This window comes from Vreelandella sp. L-15 (genome assembly GCF_056857635.1).
In genome coordinates this window covers 13,452-28,505 of sequence record NZ_JBSXNN010000065.1, presented here as the reverse complement: position 1 = coordinate 28,505, position 15,054 = coordinate 13,452, and the positions used below count along the sequence as shown (strand labels likewise).

The following is a 15,054-nucleotide window of genomic DNA, read 5'->3' as shown; positions in this document are numbered from 1 at the left end:
ACCACTCGTCTACCGAAGGCGGCAGCAGGTAATCGGTCTGGCGATCCACAGGGATGAAGCGGCTCATGGCGATCTTCTCAGCTCGGCGATGACGGTGGTCAGTATCTCACGGTGCAACGGAAAGACCGACAGGCTGCTAGGAGCACTGATGGAAGACCAAGGGCAGTACGCCAAGCTGTTTAACGATATAGATAGCCAAACGCTGATCACGCTCGGCATTATCTTGGTCAGCACGATTCTACTGATTATTGTCAGCCAGCGAGGACTCAACTGGGTGGCGAATCGGCTGCATGGCCAAGTGCGCTTTCGGGTCTTTGCCCTGGTGCCGCTCACCCGCCTGTTAATTTTGATCGCCGCGCTCGCCATTGCCGTCCCCATCATTATCGAGCCGTCGTTGCGCAATATGGTGACGCTGCTGGGGGCGATTGGCTTAGCCATTGGCTTTGCGCTGAAAGACTATGTCAGCAGCCTGATTGCTGGGGTGGTATCTGCTGTGGAGCTACCGTACCGGCCCGGCGACTGGGTCAAAATCGATGGCACTTACGGCGAAGTGAAGCACGTGGGGATGCGGACCGTGGAAGTCCAAACGCCGGATGATGATATGGTGGCGGTGCCGCATTTAAAGCTGTGGGACACCGCCATCTACAACGCCAACAACGGCGGCACCAGCCTACAGTGCGTGGCGAGTTTTTACCTTCATCCAGAGCATGAGGCCGGTTGGGTGCGTAAGGCGCTGCGGGATGTAGCGCTGACCAGCGCGTACTTAAAGTTTGACGAGCCGATTATCGTGGTGGCGGAGGAGAAGCCCTGGGGCACCCATTACCGTATCCGCGCCTACCCCGTTGATCCCCGCCAGCAGTTTCTGTTTGTCACTGATTTAACGGTGCGCGGCAAAACAGTGCTTAGCGCTGCTGGCATTCAACCAGCGCTGCTACCACCGGATGCGGCACTAGATGCATAGTTGGATGAATAAAAGCAACCCGACCGCCAGCAGAGATGCCAGCGGCGGAAGGGTGGATCTTCGTGCCGAGGGATGCGTTGAGCGACTAGCGGCTCAAGCCTCGTCTTCCGGCAGTTCCGCGTTATGGAAGACGTTCTGTACGTCGTCCAGCTCGTTGAGCATACCCAGAAACTTTTCAAACATCGCCACGTCGTCGCCTTCGATGGGCGTGGTGGTTTGTGGCAAGAACTGGATTTCGTCGACCTCGAAGTCGATCTCACCCAGCGCATCCAACAGTGCCTGCTTGGCTTTGGCGTAGTCGGTATGCGGGGCAAACACCGTGATGCGGCCCTCTTCCTGCTCAATATCGGTGACATCCACGTCGGCTTCCATCAGCGCTTCCAGCACCGCTTCTTCATCGTTGCCGGTGAAGGAGAAAATCGCACAGTGGTCGAACATATGGCTGACGCTGCCTGGCGTGCCGATCTTGCTTTTGGTTTTGGTGAAGCAGCCGCGTACATCGCCAAAGGTGCGGTTGGGGTTGTCGGTGAGGCAGTCGACAATCACCATGGCGTTGCCAGGGCCAAAGCCTTCGTAGCGCGCCGGTGAAAAATCCTCACCGCCTGCGCCGCTGGCTTTATCCAAGGCTTTATCAATGACGTGAGAGGGCACCTGGTCTTTCTTGGCACGCTCTATCAAACCGCGCAGTGCGAGGTTACCGTTAGGATCCGTACCGCCCGCTTTGGCACAGACGTAAATTTCACGTCCATACTTGCTGTAAACTTTGGTTTTCGCAGCGGCCGTTTTGGCCATGGATTCCTTACGGTTTTGAAACGCCCTACCCATATTGAAGTCCTTTATTAGCCATGAACCGCCTGCATGGCAGGCGTCATCGTTTTCAAAAAGGGGAAAATTTTACCCAACAGCGTACCATGCTAACAGTGTTATTTAAGCGCCTGGGTGGTTTCCCCTACGGTTAAAAGACATGCTACAGGCAACAACACAAGAATTGGCCTTAGCTTAGGCAAGCGCTGTCGTATACTGGCCAGCTCATAACGAGGCTATCCCTGGAGGAGAAAATGCCGCTGACACTCTGGCTTTCGCTGGCTGCCATTTGTGCGATGGGGGCCATGTCGCCTGGGCCAAGCTTAGCATTGGTGCTACGCCACACGTTGGGGGGTGGTCGCGTGCCAGGCATCACGGCGGCTATTTTTCATGCCTTCGGCGTAGGGTTTTATGCGTTGCTCACCGTGCTGGGCTTGGGCGCTGTAATGGTGCGTTTTCCCGAATTGTTTCAGTTGATTACATGGTGCGGCGCAGCGTATTTGGCGTGGCTGGGTATCAAGGCGCTGCGCGCTGGCCGTAGCGGTGCGCTCTCGCCGAGTGCCGTGGCCACGACGCCGCAGCAAGCCGCCAAGGAAGCCGTACTGGTGGCCCTGGGCAATCCCAAGCTGATCATCTTTTTCGTCGCGCTATTGAGCCAGTTCGTGACGCCGGAGATGTCCTTGCTTGCCAAGGTGATTATCGTGGCCACGGCGATTATTATTGATGGTGGCTGGTACGTGCTGGTGGCCGTAGGGCTTTCTCACTCTCGGGTGCTGCCGTGGCTGCAGCGCCACGCCCACTGGATTAACCGCATTACCGGCGTACTGTTGATTGCGCTGGCGCTGCGTGTGGTGGCGGGGCCCATCATTTAATTTCCACGCTGGTGTCACTACCGTTGCCATGGCAAGGTAAGGCGCATGCTGGTAAAGGCATTTAGAGGCCTGGCGATGACGATTTACGAGCAGGATTGTTATACCCATCAAGGTAAGCCCTTCAATCTGCGCGCTTTGCGTGGGCAGGTATTATTGGTGGTCAATGTGGCCAGCCAGTGCGGTTTTACGCCGCAGTTGAAAGAGCTCGAGGGGCTGTACCAGCGTTACCGGGATCGTGGATTTACCGTGTTGGGCTTCCCCTGTAACCAGTTTGGCCGCCAGTCGCCCGAGAGTGCCGAGGCGTTCTGCGCCTTTGGCGAGCAGCAGTTCGGGGTGAGCTTTCCGCTGCTGGAAAAGGTGAAAGTCAACGGCTCCGATGCTCACCCGCTATTTGTACAGCTCAAGCGGGAGGCGCCAGGGATTTTGGGCACCAAAGCTGTAAAGTGGAATTTCACCAAGTTTCTGGTAGGCCGTGATGGCAAGGTCATCGCCCGCTTTGGCCCCAAGGATCATGGGTTAACGCTGCGCTTAGCCCTTGAAGCCGCACTGGATAAAGAGTGAATCAGCCAGCCGCTAAACCTCCCCGCGCGCGACCATCAAGCGTTGCATTAGCTCGGTCCAGCGATGGCGAACCATCATGGTCGTCAATCCCGAAAAGAGTGCCCAGCTTTTGCGCCGCCAGCCTTTCAATTTCAGATTGTGGTTCACCAGCTGCTTCATCAGTTTGTAGTCATCGAACTTGCGCCACTCGCTGGCGACTGACAGCTGGTGGCGTGACATCACCGGCGCCAGCTCCAGGCGTAGCATCCACTCAAGCTCTTTGAGCGACATCTTGTGCTGCTCAATCACCTCAATCATATGGGCGTAGTCGCGCTCGCTGGGTTCGCGGTCAAGCCAGAGAGGGGCAAGTGCTAGCCACAAATCGCCCCGCTCATCGACTAGCTGCTGTGCATTCATTAAAGATCCCGTCGGCAAGTGGTGGGCAGGCCGCTATCCTGCCGCGAATGGCGGATAAGCTCAAGAGCGGACAGGGCGCGCCGAGACCGCTAGAATACCCTCATTGATAACTCGGCACTGCCGTGCCGAACGCAATACTCATCTGATGAAGGGGTCGAATGTGATCATTAAACCGAAAGTGCGTGGCTTTATCTGCACCACCACCCACCCGAAAGGCTGCGAGCAGAACGTTCTCGAACAGATCGAAGCGACCCGCGCCCGTGGTTTGGACAAAAGCCAAGGCCCGAAGAAAGTGCTGGTGATCGGTGCCTCTAGCGGTTACGGCCTAGCGGCGCGTATTACCGCCGCCTTTGGTTACGGCGCCGACACTCTGGGGGTGTTTTTTGAAAAGCCGGGCACCGAGAAGAAGCCGGGCACCGCTGGCTGGTACAACAGCGCCGCGTTCGATAAGTTTGCCAAGCAGGAAGGTCTGTACAGCAAATCCATTAATGGCGATGCGTTCTCCCACGAAGCGCGGGAAAAAGCCATTGAGCTGATCAAGCAAGACATGGGTGAGATTGATCTCGTGGTTTACTCACTGGCATCCCCCGTGCGTAAGCTGCCCGATACCGGTGAAGTCAAACGCTCTAGCCTAAAGCCGATTGGTGAGACCTACCGCGCCACGGCCATTGATACTAACAAAGACACCATTATTGAAGCCGAAGTGGAACCGGCCACCCAGCAAGAGATCGACGACACCATCACCGTGATGGGCGGCGAAGACTGGGAGCTGTGGATGAGCGCTCTGGATGAGGCGGGCGTGCTGGCCAAAGGCGCGCGCAGCGTGGCGTTTAGCTACATCGGCACCGAAATTACTTGGCCGATTTACTGGCATGGTGCCTTGGGTAAGGCCAAAGAGGACCTGGACCGCGCAGCGGCGGCCATCGATGCCAAACTGCAAGAGAGCGGCGGCGGTGCCAACGTGGCGGTGCTGAAATCCGTCGTTACCCAAGCCAGCGCGGCGATTCCGGTGATGCCGCTGTACATCGCCATGGTCTACAAGGTGATGAAGGAGAAGGGCCTGCACGAAGGCACCATCGAGCAGCTCAACCGCCTGTTCGGCGAGCGCCTCTATGGAGGTGAGTTCACCACCGACGAGGCTGGCCGCCTGCGTCTGGACGACTGGGAGCTGCGTGACGACGTGCAGCAGGCGTGTAAGGATCTGTGGCCTCAGGTGACCACCGAGAACCTGTTCCAGATCACCGACTATGCTGGTTACAAGCACGAGTTCCTGAAGCTGTTCGGCTTCGAGCGTGACGACGTGGACTACGATGCCGATGTGAACCCCGAGGTCGAGTTCGATGTCGTAACGTTATAAACGCAGCGCGACGGGCAGCGCACGCCGACGCGCTATGAATCATCGACCGGACTGGATGAGGTGACGTATGGATACCCGAGAGAGCAAAACCCCGGAAGAAGAGAAAGAGCACGTGCTGAGCGAGCGCATACCTGAGGATTTCGAGACCTCGCAGCCTCAACTGCAGCCTGAAGCGAAAAAGCCCGCTAATGGGCTGCATAAAATGCTGCCGTTAGTCATCGTGATTATGGGCATCATCGTCGCTGGCATTGTCATGTTGGGATTAGGCAATAGCGGCGGCTAAAGTGAGCGTTTGCTATTGTGCAAATTGCCGGGCCTAGGCTCGGCAATTTGCATTTATGCGTCCTGTTTTTGTTTGCGTGGACATGGCGCTGCCTTCAATCGCGCAATTGAGTAAGATAGCGTTTAAATAGAACGCCTTATCCAGTCAACCAGCGGCGGTTTTCATGCAGCGCAATAGGCAGCACAGCGAATTCACATGCATTCCAGTACGTTAACGCCACCCCCTAGCCACCGCAGGCGGGTGGCGTTTGTGTTGCTGCCTGGGTTTTCGCTGTTGGCTCACGCCAGCGCTATTGAGCCGCTGCAAATGGCCAACCAGCTGAGCGGCCAGATGCTGTACCACACCGTTACCCTCAGCCTAGATGAAGAGCCCGTGCGCAGCGGCGCGCAGCTTTCGCTCATCGCGCAGCATGCGTTAGGAGCCCCCCTTGGCCCGCTGGATTTACTGCTGGTGTGTGCGCCTACGCCGCTACCCTACGTATTGCCCGCGAAGCTCAATGAGTGGCTGCGTAGCCATCATGGCCGTGGCGTTGCTATCGGCGGTTTGGCCGGAGGCACCGAGGTGCTCGCCCGCTGTGGTCTGCTGGAGGGCTACCGCGCTACCTTGCCTTGGCAGCGCTTCGACGCGTTTGCCCAAGCCTACCCCCAGGTGACGCTCTCCCAACAGCTGTTTGAAATTGATCGCGACCGCCTGACCTGCGCGGGCGGCACCGCCGCTATGGATATGATGCTCACGCTAATTGGCAAGCATCACGGCCCGCGCTTGGCCGAGCAGGTCTCTGAACAGTTTGTTTGCGACCGTATTCGCTTAGCCGATGAGCGCCAGCACGTGCCGCTGCGCAACCGTTTGGGCCACGCGCCCCAGAGCTTGGTAGATGCGGTGACTCTTATGGAAGCCAATATCGAAGAGCCGCTCTCGACGTTGGAACTGGCCGAGCATTTGGGGATCTCCCGGCGTCAGCTGGAGCGACTATTCAAGAAGTACCTGCAGGCGGTGCCAAGCCGTTATTATCTGGACTTGCGGCTGCAGGAAGCCCGCAAGCAGCTCAGAGAGAGCGACCGTCCCGTGGGCGACATTGCCCTGATGACCGGTTTCTCCTCGGGCGCGCACTTTTCCACCGCCTACCGTAACCATTTTGGGATCACCCCGCGGGAAGAGCGGCTGGGGTAGGCGCAGCTTTTCATAATTTACCGTCCCAATACTGAAAGCAGGGCGTCCTACGCCCCCCGTATACTGAATCCATCGCTTACTCCACTGGAGGTACTGTCCCATGAGCCACACCCCAAGCCGTCAAGACTTCGACCACTACATGACGCCTAACTACGCGCCGCAGCAGATTATTCCGGTACGTGGTGAAGGCAGCCGCTTGTGGGACCAAGAGGGCCGCGAGTACATCGATTTCGCTGGCGGTATTGCGGTGAACTCCCTGGGTCACTGCCATCCGGTGCTGGTCAATGCGCTGAAAGAGCAGGGCGAAAAGCTTTGGCATCTCTCCAACGTATTCACCAACGAACCGGCGCTCAAACTGGCCAAAACCCTTACCGAGCGCACCTTCGCCGATAAAGTGTTCCTGTGCTCCTCTGGCGGTGAAGCCAACGAAGCCGCATTAAAGCTGGCCCGCCGCTGGGCGGTCGACCACTACGGTGAGCACAAAGACAAAATCATCTCGTTCTACCAATCGTTCCATGGCCGCACCTTCTTTACCGTCAGTGTCGGCGGCCAGCCCAAGTACTCCCAAGGCTTTGGCCCAGTACCGGGCGGCATTCTGCACGCCAACTTCAACGACCTGGAGAGCGTGCGCAAGCTCGTGGGCGACGATACCTGCGCCATCATGGTCGAGCCGATGCAGGGCGAAGGCGGCATCGTACCCGCCACTCAGGAATTCTTGCAGGGCCTGCGCAATCTGTGTGACGAGCACAACGCGCTGCTGATTTTCGATGAAGTGCAAACCGGCGTTGGACGCAGCGGAGAGCTGTATGCCTATAAAAACTTCGGCATTACCCCGGATATTCTCACCAGCGCTAAGTCGCTGGGCGGCGGCTTCCCGATTGGTGCCATGCTGACCACCGATGCCATCGCCACATCGCTAGCCATCGGCACCCACGGCTCTACCTACGGCGGTAACGCATTGGCCTCAGCGGTGGCGCTGGCGGCGGTCGAGTTCATCGATACGCCGGAGGTGCTGCAAGGTGTTAAACACCGCCACGACCTGTTCCGCGAGCACCTGGAAACCATCAACCGCAAACACGGCGTTTTCAAAGAGATCCGTGGTATGGGCATGCTGATGGGTGCCCAGATGTCGGACGCTTTCGAAGGCCGTGCCAAAGATATTCTGCCGTTGGCGATTGAAGAGGGCGTGATGGCGCTGATTGCAGGCCCCAACGTGCTGCGTATGGCGCCCTCGCTGGTGATTCCCGAGGAAGACATCGCCGAGGGCATGGCACGTCTCGAGCGTGCCATCAAGCGACTTGTCGCTAGCGCATGAGTCAGGCGCAAGTCACACAAGAGGGGGCGTTAAACATGTTGGTAATCCGACCGGTCACCCTGGCTGACCTTTCCGCCTTAGAGCAACTGGCAGAACATGCGGTGCCTCGGCTTACCAACCTGCCCGCCAATCGCGACCGTCTTGAGGAGCGCATCGTGCGCTCCCAAGAAGCATTCGAGAGCGAGATCGAGTACCCCGGTAACGAGCACTATATGTTCGTGCTGGCGGACGATAGCCGCAACGAGGTGCTGGGGACGGCCACCATCCGCGCCCAGGCGGGGGCTGCCGAGGCCTACTACACCTACCGCCAAGAGACGCTGATTCACGCATCGCAGCAGCTCAACGTGCGTCGTGAGGTGCAAACACTGGCGCTCTCTCATGAAGCCTCGGATGCCACACTGCTCTGTGCACTGTCGCTCGACCCGCGCTACAAGGGCACCAGCGCCGAGAGCCTTCTGCGCCGAGCGCGGCTGATGTTCATCGCCCAGTATCCGGAGCGCTTCTCACGGATTCTGGCGGTGGCTTTTCCCGGCTTTTTGGATAGCCAGAATGAATCTCCATTTTGGGAGAGCGTGGGCCGCCACTTTTTTGCCCGCAGCTTCCAAGAAATGAATCACATAGCGGGCGTGCGCTCAAAGAGCTTCATTGCCGAGGTGATGCCGCAGTTTCCGCTCTATTTGCCACTGCTCACGCCCCAGGCCCGTGCTGCCATTGGCCGCGAGCATCCTGCCCATGAAGAGGCGCTGGGCGAAATGCTGGCCGAAGGGTTCGTGCGCTCCAGACACGTGGATATTTTCGATGCAGGCCCCATCGTCAAAGCCGAGCGCGAGCGCCTGGAAACCTTCCGCCGCGCCGCCTGGCACCCGGTACGGATACGCCCCGAGCACGCGCTACCCGATGCCGAACCGGCGATGATTGCCAACCAAACGCTGAGTGATTTCCGATGCATCGTCGCGCGCTACGCGCTCTCGCCCACGGGGCAGCTGATGCTCTCGCCGCAGCATGCCGCGCGTTTGGGCGTCGAAGAGGGACGGGCGGTGCTGGCCGCGCCGCTGAGTCTGCCCAGCGCCGTGGACGCGCTCGATGAAGGAGAGATGTAATGCGCATTCGACCCATTGCCCGTGATGATCTGGATGGGCTCCAGGCACTTGCGCAGCAGGCAGGCGTTGGTTTTACCTCCTTGCCGGATAACCGCGAGTTTTTGGCCGGTAAAATCGAGTCCGCCGCCCGCGCCTTCGAAGAGCGCACGCCGGTAGACGACCGTCTCTACTTCTTCGTATTGGAAGATGAGACTAATGGTGAACTGGCGGGCTGCTGTGCCATTGAGGGCCAGGTAGGGCGGGAAGTGCCGTTCTATAACTACCGGTTGGGTACGCTGGCGCACTCGTCGGTACAGCTCGATCTGCATCGCACCATCGACACGCTATTCTTGAGCTCCGACCACACCGGCGACGCCGAAGTGTGTTCGCTGTTTCTGCGTCCGGAGTATCGCGGCGAGGCCAACAAGCACCTGCGTAACGGGGCGCTGCTTTCCAAAGCGCGCTGGCTGTTCATTGCCCAGTTTCGCGACCGCTTTCCGCAGAAAGTGCTGGCCGAGATGCGCGGCGTGTTCGACGAGAACAACGTTAGTCCCTTCTGGGAGAGCCTGGGGAAACACTTCTTCCCCATGGATTTCAACGAAGCCGACCGCTTGACCGGCCTGGGCCAGAAGAGCTTTATCGGTGAGCTGATGCCCAAGTTCCCGATCTACACCACGTTTATGTCGGAAGAGGCGCGGGCGTGTATCGGGCAGGTGCACCGTCACACCCGGCCGGCGCTGGAGATGCTTAAAAAAGAGGGGCTGCGCTGGGAAGGCTATATCGACATTTTCGATGGTGGCCCCACAGTGGAGGCCTACATCGATGACGTGCGGGCGATTCGCAACTCGCAGCTTTATCAGGTGGAAGTCTCAGCGAGCGCGCCGCAAGAGAGCGTTAGCCGCTGGCTAGCGGCATCTACCCAGATGCTGAACTTTACCGCGAGCTGGATCGGCCGCGGCCCGGCAGATAGCAGCACGATTGTGCTCACCCCCGACGAGGCCAAGCGGCTAGGCGTTTCCACCGGCGACGCCGTTCGCCTGCTGGAAACCTAATATTGGCAATCTAAGCGCCCCCTCGACCTGCGCCAAGACGACAAAAACTCAGTGAAGGAGAGCACGATGCACACCCAGAACATGCACGCCCAGCAGCAGCAACTGATCAACGGCGCCTGGGTCGTCGGCGACGCCGAGCCCTTTACCAAGCACGACCCCGTTGCGGGAACGCTGCTATGGCAAGGGGCGGCTGCCTCTAGCCGTCAGGTAAGCACGGCGGTGGAGGCAGCCCGTGCGGCGTTTCCTACCTGGGCGCGCACGCCCTTTTCTGAGCGTCAGGCGCTGGTGGAGCGCTTTGTCGACGTATTGACCGCACGCCGCGAGGACTTGGCCATTGCCATCGCCTCGGAAACCGGCAAGCCATTGTGGGAAGCACGCACCGAAGCAGGCGCAATGATTGGTAAGGTAGCGCTCTCTATTAAGGCGTACCACGAGCGCACCGGAGAGCGCGAAAAAGAAGTGGGCAGCGCCAAAGCGGTACTGCGCCACCGCCCCCACGGCGTGATGGCGGTGTTTGGCCCCTATAACTTCCCCGGCCACCTGCCAAACGGCCATATGGTGCCTGCCTTGTTGGCAGGTAACACCGTGGTATTCAAGCCCAGTGACCAAACCCCGCTCACTGCGGATTTCACCCTGCAGTGCTGGTTAGAAGCCGGATTGCCTGCCGGCGTGATCAACCTCGTGCAGGGCGGTGTCCCGGTCGGGCAGGCGCTCTCCGCCCATCCCGGTATCGATGGCCTGCTGTTTACCGGAAGTGCCAAAGTGGGTGGCATGCTGCAGCAGCAGTTTGCCGGGCAGCTGGATAAAATCCTCGCGCTGGAATTAGGCGGCAACAATCCGCTGGTGGTGAAAGATGTGGAGGATGAGCGCGCTGCCGTGCTGACGATTCTCCAGTCGGCGTTTCTCTCAGGGGGGCAGCGCTGCACCTGCGCCCGCCGCTTGATGGTGCCCCAAGGCGAGGTAGGCGACCGCCTCATCGATGCGCTTTCGGATGCCATCGCCAAGCTGCACGTAGCGGGGCAGTTCGACAAGGAGCCAGCGCCGTTTTATGGCGGCTTGGTCAGCGTTGCCGCCGCCGATGGCCTGCTCAACGCCCAGGATGAACTGGAAGCCATGGGCGGCACGGTGATTAACCGTATGCAGCGCCTCAAAGAGAACACCAGCCTGCTCAGCCCCGCGCTGATCGACGTGACGGGCCTGGACGTGCCCGACGAGGAGCACTTCGGCCCGCTGCTGAAAATCCACCGCTACGCGGATTGGGATGAGGCGCTGGCCCTTGCCAACGACACCCGCTACGGCCTGTCTGCTGGGTTGATCGGTGGCGAGCAGGCGGATTGGGACGACTTCTTGTTGCGTATTCGCGCAGGCATTGTGAACTGGAACCGCCAGACCACCGGAGCCTCTGGCGATGCGCCCTTCGGCGGCGTAGGCGACAGCGGCAACCACCGCCCCAGCGCTTACTACGCCGCAGACTACTGCGCGTACCCGGTCGCCTCCATGGAGGCCGAAAGCCTGGAAATGCCCGAAACCCTGCCACCGGGAGTCAATCTATGAGCCTGAACAGTATCCGGGAAGTCAACTTCGATGGCTTGGTAGGGCTTACCCACAACTACTCGGGGCTTGCCCACGGTAACGTGGCCTCCATGAGTCACGGCGGTTTGGTCTCCAACCCTAAAGAGGGGGCGCTGCAGGGGCTGGCCAAGATGAAGTCGCTGATGGACGCGGGCTATGCCCAGGGCGTGCTGCCTCCTCAGCAGCGCCCTGATTTGGGCGCGCTGCGCGACTTGGGCTTCACCGGCAGCGACCGTGAGATGCTGGCACGTGCCGCGAAGCAAGCGCCGCAGCTACTGCGGGCGGTATGTTCAGCCTCCAGCATGTGGACGGCTAACGCAGGCACAATTACCCCCAGCGTCGATGCGCCGGATGGGCGAGTGCACTTTACCCCCGCCAACCTGCAATCCAGCTTCCACCGCTACCTAGAGCCGAAGACTACCGGCCGCGTGCTGCAAGCGATTTTTCGCGATGAGCAGCACTTTGCCCATCACCCGGTGCTGCCTGCCACGCCCGCATTTTCCGATGAAGGGGCGGCCAACCACACCCGCCTGTGCGGCGAGTATGGCGAGCCCGGCGTGCACCTGTTCGTGTATGGCCGACAGGCGTTTAGCGGCGGGCGGAACGAACCCAAGCGCTACCCCGCCCGGCAAACGCTGGAAGCCAGCCAGGCGGTGGCCCGCCAGCACGGGTTGAGCGACGCCCAGACCGTCTTTGCCCAGCAGCACCCGGAGGCCATCGATGCTGGGGTGTTCCACAACGATGTGATTGCTGTGGGCAACGGCCCGGTGCTGCTCTACCACGAAATGGCATTTCTCGATGAAGAGCGCACGCTGGACGAGCTGCGCGCCAAGATGAGCACGCCGCTGATTCCCGTTCGGGTGCCGGTGGCAGCGGTGAGCATGGAAGACGCGGTGGCGTCGTACCTGTTCAACTCCCAACTGCTCTCCAACCCAGACGGCACAATGACCCTGGTGGTGCCCAGCGAGTGCCAAGAGCGTGAAGCCGTTTGGAACACGATTCAGAACTTCATCCTGGCGGGCAATAACCCTATTGGCGAAGTGATCGTTAAAGACGTTAAGCAAAGTATGCGCAACGGCGGCGGTCCCGCCTGCCTGCGCCTGCGGGTGGTGTTGTCGGAAGCCGAGCGCGCTGCGCTGACTGGCCGTGTACTGCTCAACGAGGCACTTTATAGCGACCTCACCGCCTGGGTGAACCGCCACTACCGCGACCGCCTCGCTACCGACGACTTGGCCGACCCGCAGCTCGCGACGGAGGTGCTCACCGCGCTGGATGAGCTGACGCAGCTGCTGAACATTGGCTCGGTGTATCCGTTTCAACAGGGGTAAGCGCCCTGCCAAACAACTCATCATGAGGTTTTCTCATGATGAGTTGAATTAATGTCGCTTTTCATTCATATGGTGGGTCTGGCATAAAGAACACATCCTCTTCGATGACGTGGCGCTAACGCCCGTCTATCGAAACGTCACACATGGCATCGAGCGCTGAGCTGCATTGGGGCGCCGTCGCCAATCTCGACCAACAGGGTGTTTGTTCGCGATGAGCTACGACTTTACCTTCGATATCAAGAGCGTCCGGTTCGACGAAAACTACCGTCCTGCCGAGAGCACGCGTACCACGACCAACTTCGCCAATCTGGCGAGAGGCGAGCGCTGCCAGGAAAACCTGCGTAACGCGCTGACCATGATCGACAATCGCTTCAATACCCTGGCCCATTGGGATAACCCCAAGGCAGATCGCTACGCCGTCGAGCTGGAGATCATTACCGGCGAGCTAAGCGTGGCGGCTGAAGGCGCTACCTTCCCGGCGATCGAGATGTTGAAGACGACCATCATCGATCGGCATCTCGACAAACGCATCGAGGGCATGACGGGGAACAACTTCTCCTCCTACGTCCGCGACTACGACTTCAGCGTGTGGCTCTCGGAGCACAACAAGGAGCGGTCGGAATTTGGTATTCCGGAGGGGTTTGGCGATCTTCACGGCAAGCTGTTCAAGCGTTTCGTCGACTCCGAGGCGTATCGATCCGTTGCCAGCAAGGCGCCGGTGATCTGTCTCAGCGTTTCCAGCAACAAGGTGTATCGTCAGACGGAAAATCGCCACCCGGTGCTGGGCGTCGAATACGTGAACGACACATCGTCACTCACGGATTTCTATTTCGCCAAGATGGGCCTGCAGGTGCGTTACTTCATGCCGCCCCATAGCGTGGCACCGCTGGCGTTCTACTTTTCCGGCGATCTGCTGGCCGATTACAGCGATCTCGAACTGATCAGCGCCATCAGCACCATGGAGACGTTCCAGAAGATCTATCGACCGGAAATTTACAACGCTAACTCGGCGGCAGGTAAGGTCTATCAACCGCATCTGACCCATCAGGACTACTCGTTGACCCGTATCGAGTACGACCGCGAAGAGCGTAGCCAGCTGGCCGTCGAGCAGGGCAAGTTTGCCGAGCGCTACTTCATCGAACCTTTCCGTCACGTGCTCGAGCGCTGGTCGGCCGATGTCGCCCTTTGATTCACTGTTTACCAAGGATATTGTTATGAAGACATTGCTGCCCACATCGACGGCCGGAAGCCTGCCCAAGCCCGCTTGGCTGGCCGAGCCAGAAAAACTCTGGTCGGACTGGAAGCTGCAGGGCGAGGAGCTGGCCCAAGGCAAGCAGGATGCACTGCGGATATCGCTGCACGATCAGCGCTTGGCGGGTATCGACATCGTCAGCGACGGTGAACAGACTCGCCAGCACTTCGTCACCACCTTCATCGAGCACTTGAACGGCGTTGATTTCGAGCAGCGCGAGATCGTCAAGATCCGCGACCGCTATGACGCCAGCGTTCCCTCGGTGGTGGGCCCCGTCTCGCGGGAAAAACCGGTCTTCGTCGAGGATGCCAAGTTCCTGCGCCAGCAGACCGACCAGCCGATTAAGTGGGCGCTGCCCGGGCCCATGACCATGGTCGATACGCTCTATGATGGCCACTACAAGAGCCGCGAAAAGCTGGCCTGGGAGTTCGCCAAGATCCTCAACCAGGAAGCCCGCGATCTGGCGGCGGCTGGCGTGGACATCATTCAGTTCGATGAACCCGCCTTCAACGTTTTCTTCGATGAGGTGAACGACTGGGGCATCGCCGCCCTGGAAAAAGCCATCGAAGGCGTCACCTGCGAGACCGCCGTGCATATCTGCTACGGCTACGGCATCAAGGCCAATACCGACTGGAAGAAGACGCTGGGGTCCGAGTGGCGCCAGTACGAAGAGATCTTCCCCAAGCTGCAGGCGTCGAACATCGACATCGTTTCGCTGGAGTGCCAGAACTCCCACGTGCCGATGGAGCTGATCGAGCTGATTCGCGGCAAGAAGGTGATGGTTGGGGCCATCGACGTGGCCACCCACGCCATCGAGACGCCGGAAGAGGTCGCCGACACGCTGCGCAAGGCGCTGCAGTTCGTCGATGCCGACAAGCTTTACCCCTGCACCAACTGCGGTATGACGCCCCTGCCTCGTGAAGTCGCCCAGGGTAAGCTGAAGGCGCTGAGCGCTGGCGCGGCAATCGTACGGCAGGAGATTTCTCGATAGTCGGCTTGGCCATTAGGCGGGTGATGCCCCCCATGCATTGGGACACAGAGAGTGATACAGG

General features: G+C 59.4%; 15 protein-coding genes. 13 read left to right on the top strand and 2 right to left on the bottom strand.

Annotation, left to right across the window (positions count from 1 at the left end; all coding sequences use genetic code 11):
* The first annotated feature begins 148 nt into the window (after nucleotides 1–148).
* On the top strand, nucleotides 149–961 hold the full coding sequence (locus tag AC13CY_RS09860; RefSeq protein WP_228219343.1) for a mechanosensitive ion channel family protein: 813 nt from the start codon (nucleotides 149–151) through the stop codon (nucleotides 959–961).
* A 93-nt stretch (nucleotides 962–1,054) separates the two neighbouring features.
* Here AC13CY_RS09860 and AC13CY_RS09855 read toward each other — a convergent pair whose 3' ends face one another.
* Nucleotides 1,055–1,786, bottom strand: a complete 732-nt coding sequence (locus tag AC13CY_RS09855) for a YebC/PmpR family DNA-binding transcriptional regulator (protein WP_273424139.1) — start codon at nucleotides 1,784–1,786, stop codon at nucleotides 1,055–1,057.
* A gap of 233 nt (nucleotides 1,787–2,019) precedes the next feature.
* Between AC13CY_RS09855 and AC13CY_RS09850 the strand changes: the two genes are divergently transcribed.
* On the top strand, nucleotides 2,020–2,637 hold the full coding sequence (locus tag AC13CY_RS09850; RefSeq protein WP_172514763.1) for a LysE family translocator: 618 nt from the start codon (nucleotides 2,020–2,022) through the stop codon (nucleotides 2,635–2,637).
* Nucleotides 2,638–2,712: 75 nt separating this feature from the next.
* Complete coding sequence (locus AC13CY_RS09845) at nucleotides 2,713–3,198, top strand: glutathione peroxidase (protein WP_044629284.1); 486 nt, start codon at nucleotides 2,713–2,715, stop codon at nucleotides 3,196–3,198.
* Between the two features lie 12 nt (nucleotides 3,199–3,210).
* Here the strand turns inward: AC13CY_RS09845 and AC13CY_RS09840 are convergent, their stop codons facing one another.
* Complete coding sequence (locus AC13CY_RS09840; protein WP_044629259.1) at nucleotides 3,211–3,594, bottom strand: DUF7079 family protein; 384 nt, start codon at nucleotides 3,592–3,594, stop codon at nucleotides 3,211–3,213.
* 160 nt (nucleotides 3,595–3,754) lie between these two features.
* Here AC13CY_RS09840 and fabV point away from each other — a divergent pair, with 160 nt between their 5' ends.
* The 10 genes from fabV to AC13CY_RS09790 all read left to right on the top strand — a co-directional run bounded on the left by fabV (nucleotide 3,755) and on the right by AC13CY_RS09790 (nucleotide 14,993).
* Nucleotides 3,755–4,951, top strand: a complete 1,197-nt coding sequence (fabV, locus tag AC13CY_RS09835; protein WP_058576872.1) for an enoyl-ACP reductase FabV — start codon at nucleotides 3,755–3,757, stop codon at nucleotides 4,949–4,951.
* Between the two features lie 67 nt (nucleotides 4,952–5,018).
* Nucleotides 5,019–5,234, top strand: coding sequence for a hypothetical protein (locus AC13CY_RS09830; RefSeq protein WP_044629257.1), 216 nt, complete (start codon nucleotides 5,019–5,021; stop codon nucleotides 5,232–5,234).
* A gap of 195 nt (nucleotides 5,235–5,429) precedes the next feature.
* On the top strand, nucleotides 5,430–6,404 hold the full coding sequence (locus AC13CY_RS09825; RefSeq protein ID WP_170968094.1) for a GlxA family transcriptional regulator: 975 nt from the start codon (nucleotides 5,430–5,432) through the stop codon (nucleotides 6,402–6,404).
* 100 nt (nucleotides 6,405–6,504) lie between these two features.
* Nucleotides 6,505–7,719, top strand: a complete 1,215-nt coding sequence (locus tag AC13CY_RS09820; protein WP_044629256.1) for an aspartate aminotransferase family protein — start codon at nucleotides 6,505–6,507, stop codon at nucleotides 7,717–7,719.
* A gap of 35 nt (nucleotides 7,720–7,754) precedes the next feature.
* On the top strand, nucleotides 7,755–8,819 hold the full coding sequence (locus tag AC13CY_RS09815) for an arginine N-succinyltransferase (RefSeq protein ID WP_044629255.1): 1,065 nt from the start codon (nucleotides 7,755–7,757) through the stop codon (nucleotides 8,817–8,819).
* Nucleotides 8,819–9,850 carry an arginine N-succinyltransferase gene (gene astA / locus AC13CY_RS09810; RefSeq protein WP_062375457.1) on the top strand — a complete coding sequence of 344 codons (1,032 nt, stop codon included), beginning with the start codon at nucleotides 8,819–8,821 and terminating at the stop codon, nucleotides 9,848–9,850. Before AC13CY_RS09815 ends, astA begins: the two co-directional genes overlap by 1 nt.
* Before the next feature lie 81 nt (nucleotides 9,851–9,931).
* Entirely contained in the window at nucleotides 9,932–11,404 is a 1,473-nt protein-coding gene (gene astD / locus AC13CY_RS09805) for a succinylglutamate-semialdehyde dehydrogenase (protein WP_054645136.1), read from the top strand.
* The gene (gene astB / locus AC13CY_RS09800; protein ID WP_054645134.1) at nucleotides 11,401–12,750 is read left to right on the top strand and encodes an N-succinylarginine dihydrolase; all 1,350 of its coding nucleotides are present in this window, start codon (nucleotides 11,401–11,403) and stop codon (nucleotides 12,748–12,750) included. The genes astD and astB overlap by 4 nt, the downstream gene beginning before the upstream one ends.
* Before the next feature lie 211 nt (nucleotides 12,751–12,961).
* Nucleotides 12,962–13,939, top strand: coding sequence for a DUF1852 domain-containing protein (locus AC13CY_RS09795; RefSeq protein ID WP_054641288.1), 978 nt, complete (start codon nucleotides 12,962–12,964; stop codon nucleotides 13,937–13,939).
* Between the two features lie 25 nt (nucleotides 13,940–13,964).
* Nucleotides 13,965–14,993: a methionine synthase gene (locus AC13CY_RS09790; RefSeq protein ID WP_074210254.1), complete on the top strand. Its 1,029-nt coding sequence runs from the start codon at nucleotides 13,965–13,967 to the stop codon at nucleotides 14,991–14,993.
* Nucleotides 14,994–15,054: the final 61 nt, after the last annotated feature.

Bases quoted from the DNA above. Each gene is read 5' to 3' on its own strand.
- AC13CY_RS09855 (WP_273424139.1), bottom strand. From the start codon at position 1,786: ATGGGTAGGGCGTTTCAAAACCGTAAGGAATCCATGGCCAAAACGGCC.
- AC13CY_RS09815 (WP_044629255.1), top strand. From the start codon at position 7,755: ATGTTGGTAATCCGACCGGTCACCCTGGCTGACCTTTCCGCCTTAGAG.
- astD (WP_054645136.1), top strand. From the start codon at position 9,932: ATGCACGCCCAGCAGCAGCAACTGATCAACGGCGCCTGGGTCGTCGGC.
- AC13CY_RS09845 (WP_044629284.1), top strand. From the start codon at position 2,713: ATGACGATTTACGAGCAGGATTGTTATACCCATCAAGGTAAGCCCTTC.
- astB (WP_054645134.1), top strand. From the start codon at position 11,401: ATGAGCCTGAACAGTATCCGGGAAGTCAACTTCGATGGCTTGGTAGGG.
- astA (WP_062375457.1), top strand. From the start codon at position 8,819: ATGCGCATTCGACCCATTGCCCGTGATGATCTGGATGGGCTCCAGGCA.
- AC13CY_RS09790 (WP_074210254.1), top strand. From the start codon at position 13,965: ATGAAGACATTGCTGCCCACATCGACGGCCGGAAGCCTGCCCAAGCCC.
- AC13CY_RS09860 (WP_228219343.1), top strand. From the start codon at position 149: ATGGAAGACCAAGGGCAGTACGCCAAGCTGTTTAACGATATAGATAGC.
- AC13CY_RS09795 (WP_054641288.1), top strand. From the start codon at position 12,962: ATGAGCTACGACTTTACCTTCGATATCAAGAGCGTCCGGTTCGACGAA.
- AC13CY_RS09850 (WP_172514763.1), top strand. From the start codon at position 2,020: ATGCCGCTGACACTCTGGCTTTCGCTGGCTGCCATTTGTGCGATGGGG.
- AC13CY_RS09825 (WP_170968094.1), top strand. From the start codon at position 5,430: ATGCATTCCAGTACGTTAACGCCACCCCCTAGCCACCGCAGGCGGGTG.
- AC13CY_RS09820 (WP_044629256.1), top strand. From the start codon at position 6,505: ATGAGCCACACCCCAAGCCGTCAAGACTTCGACCACTACATGACGCCT.
- AC13CY_RS09840 (WP_044629259.1), bottom strand. From the start codon at position 3,594: ATGAATGCACAGCAGCTAGTCGATGAGCGGGGCGATTTGTGGCTAGCA.
- AC13CY_RS09830 (WP_044629257.1), top strand. From the start codon at position 5,019: ATGGATACCCGAGAGAGCAAAACCCCGGAAGAAGAGAAAGAGCACGTG.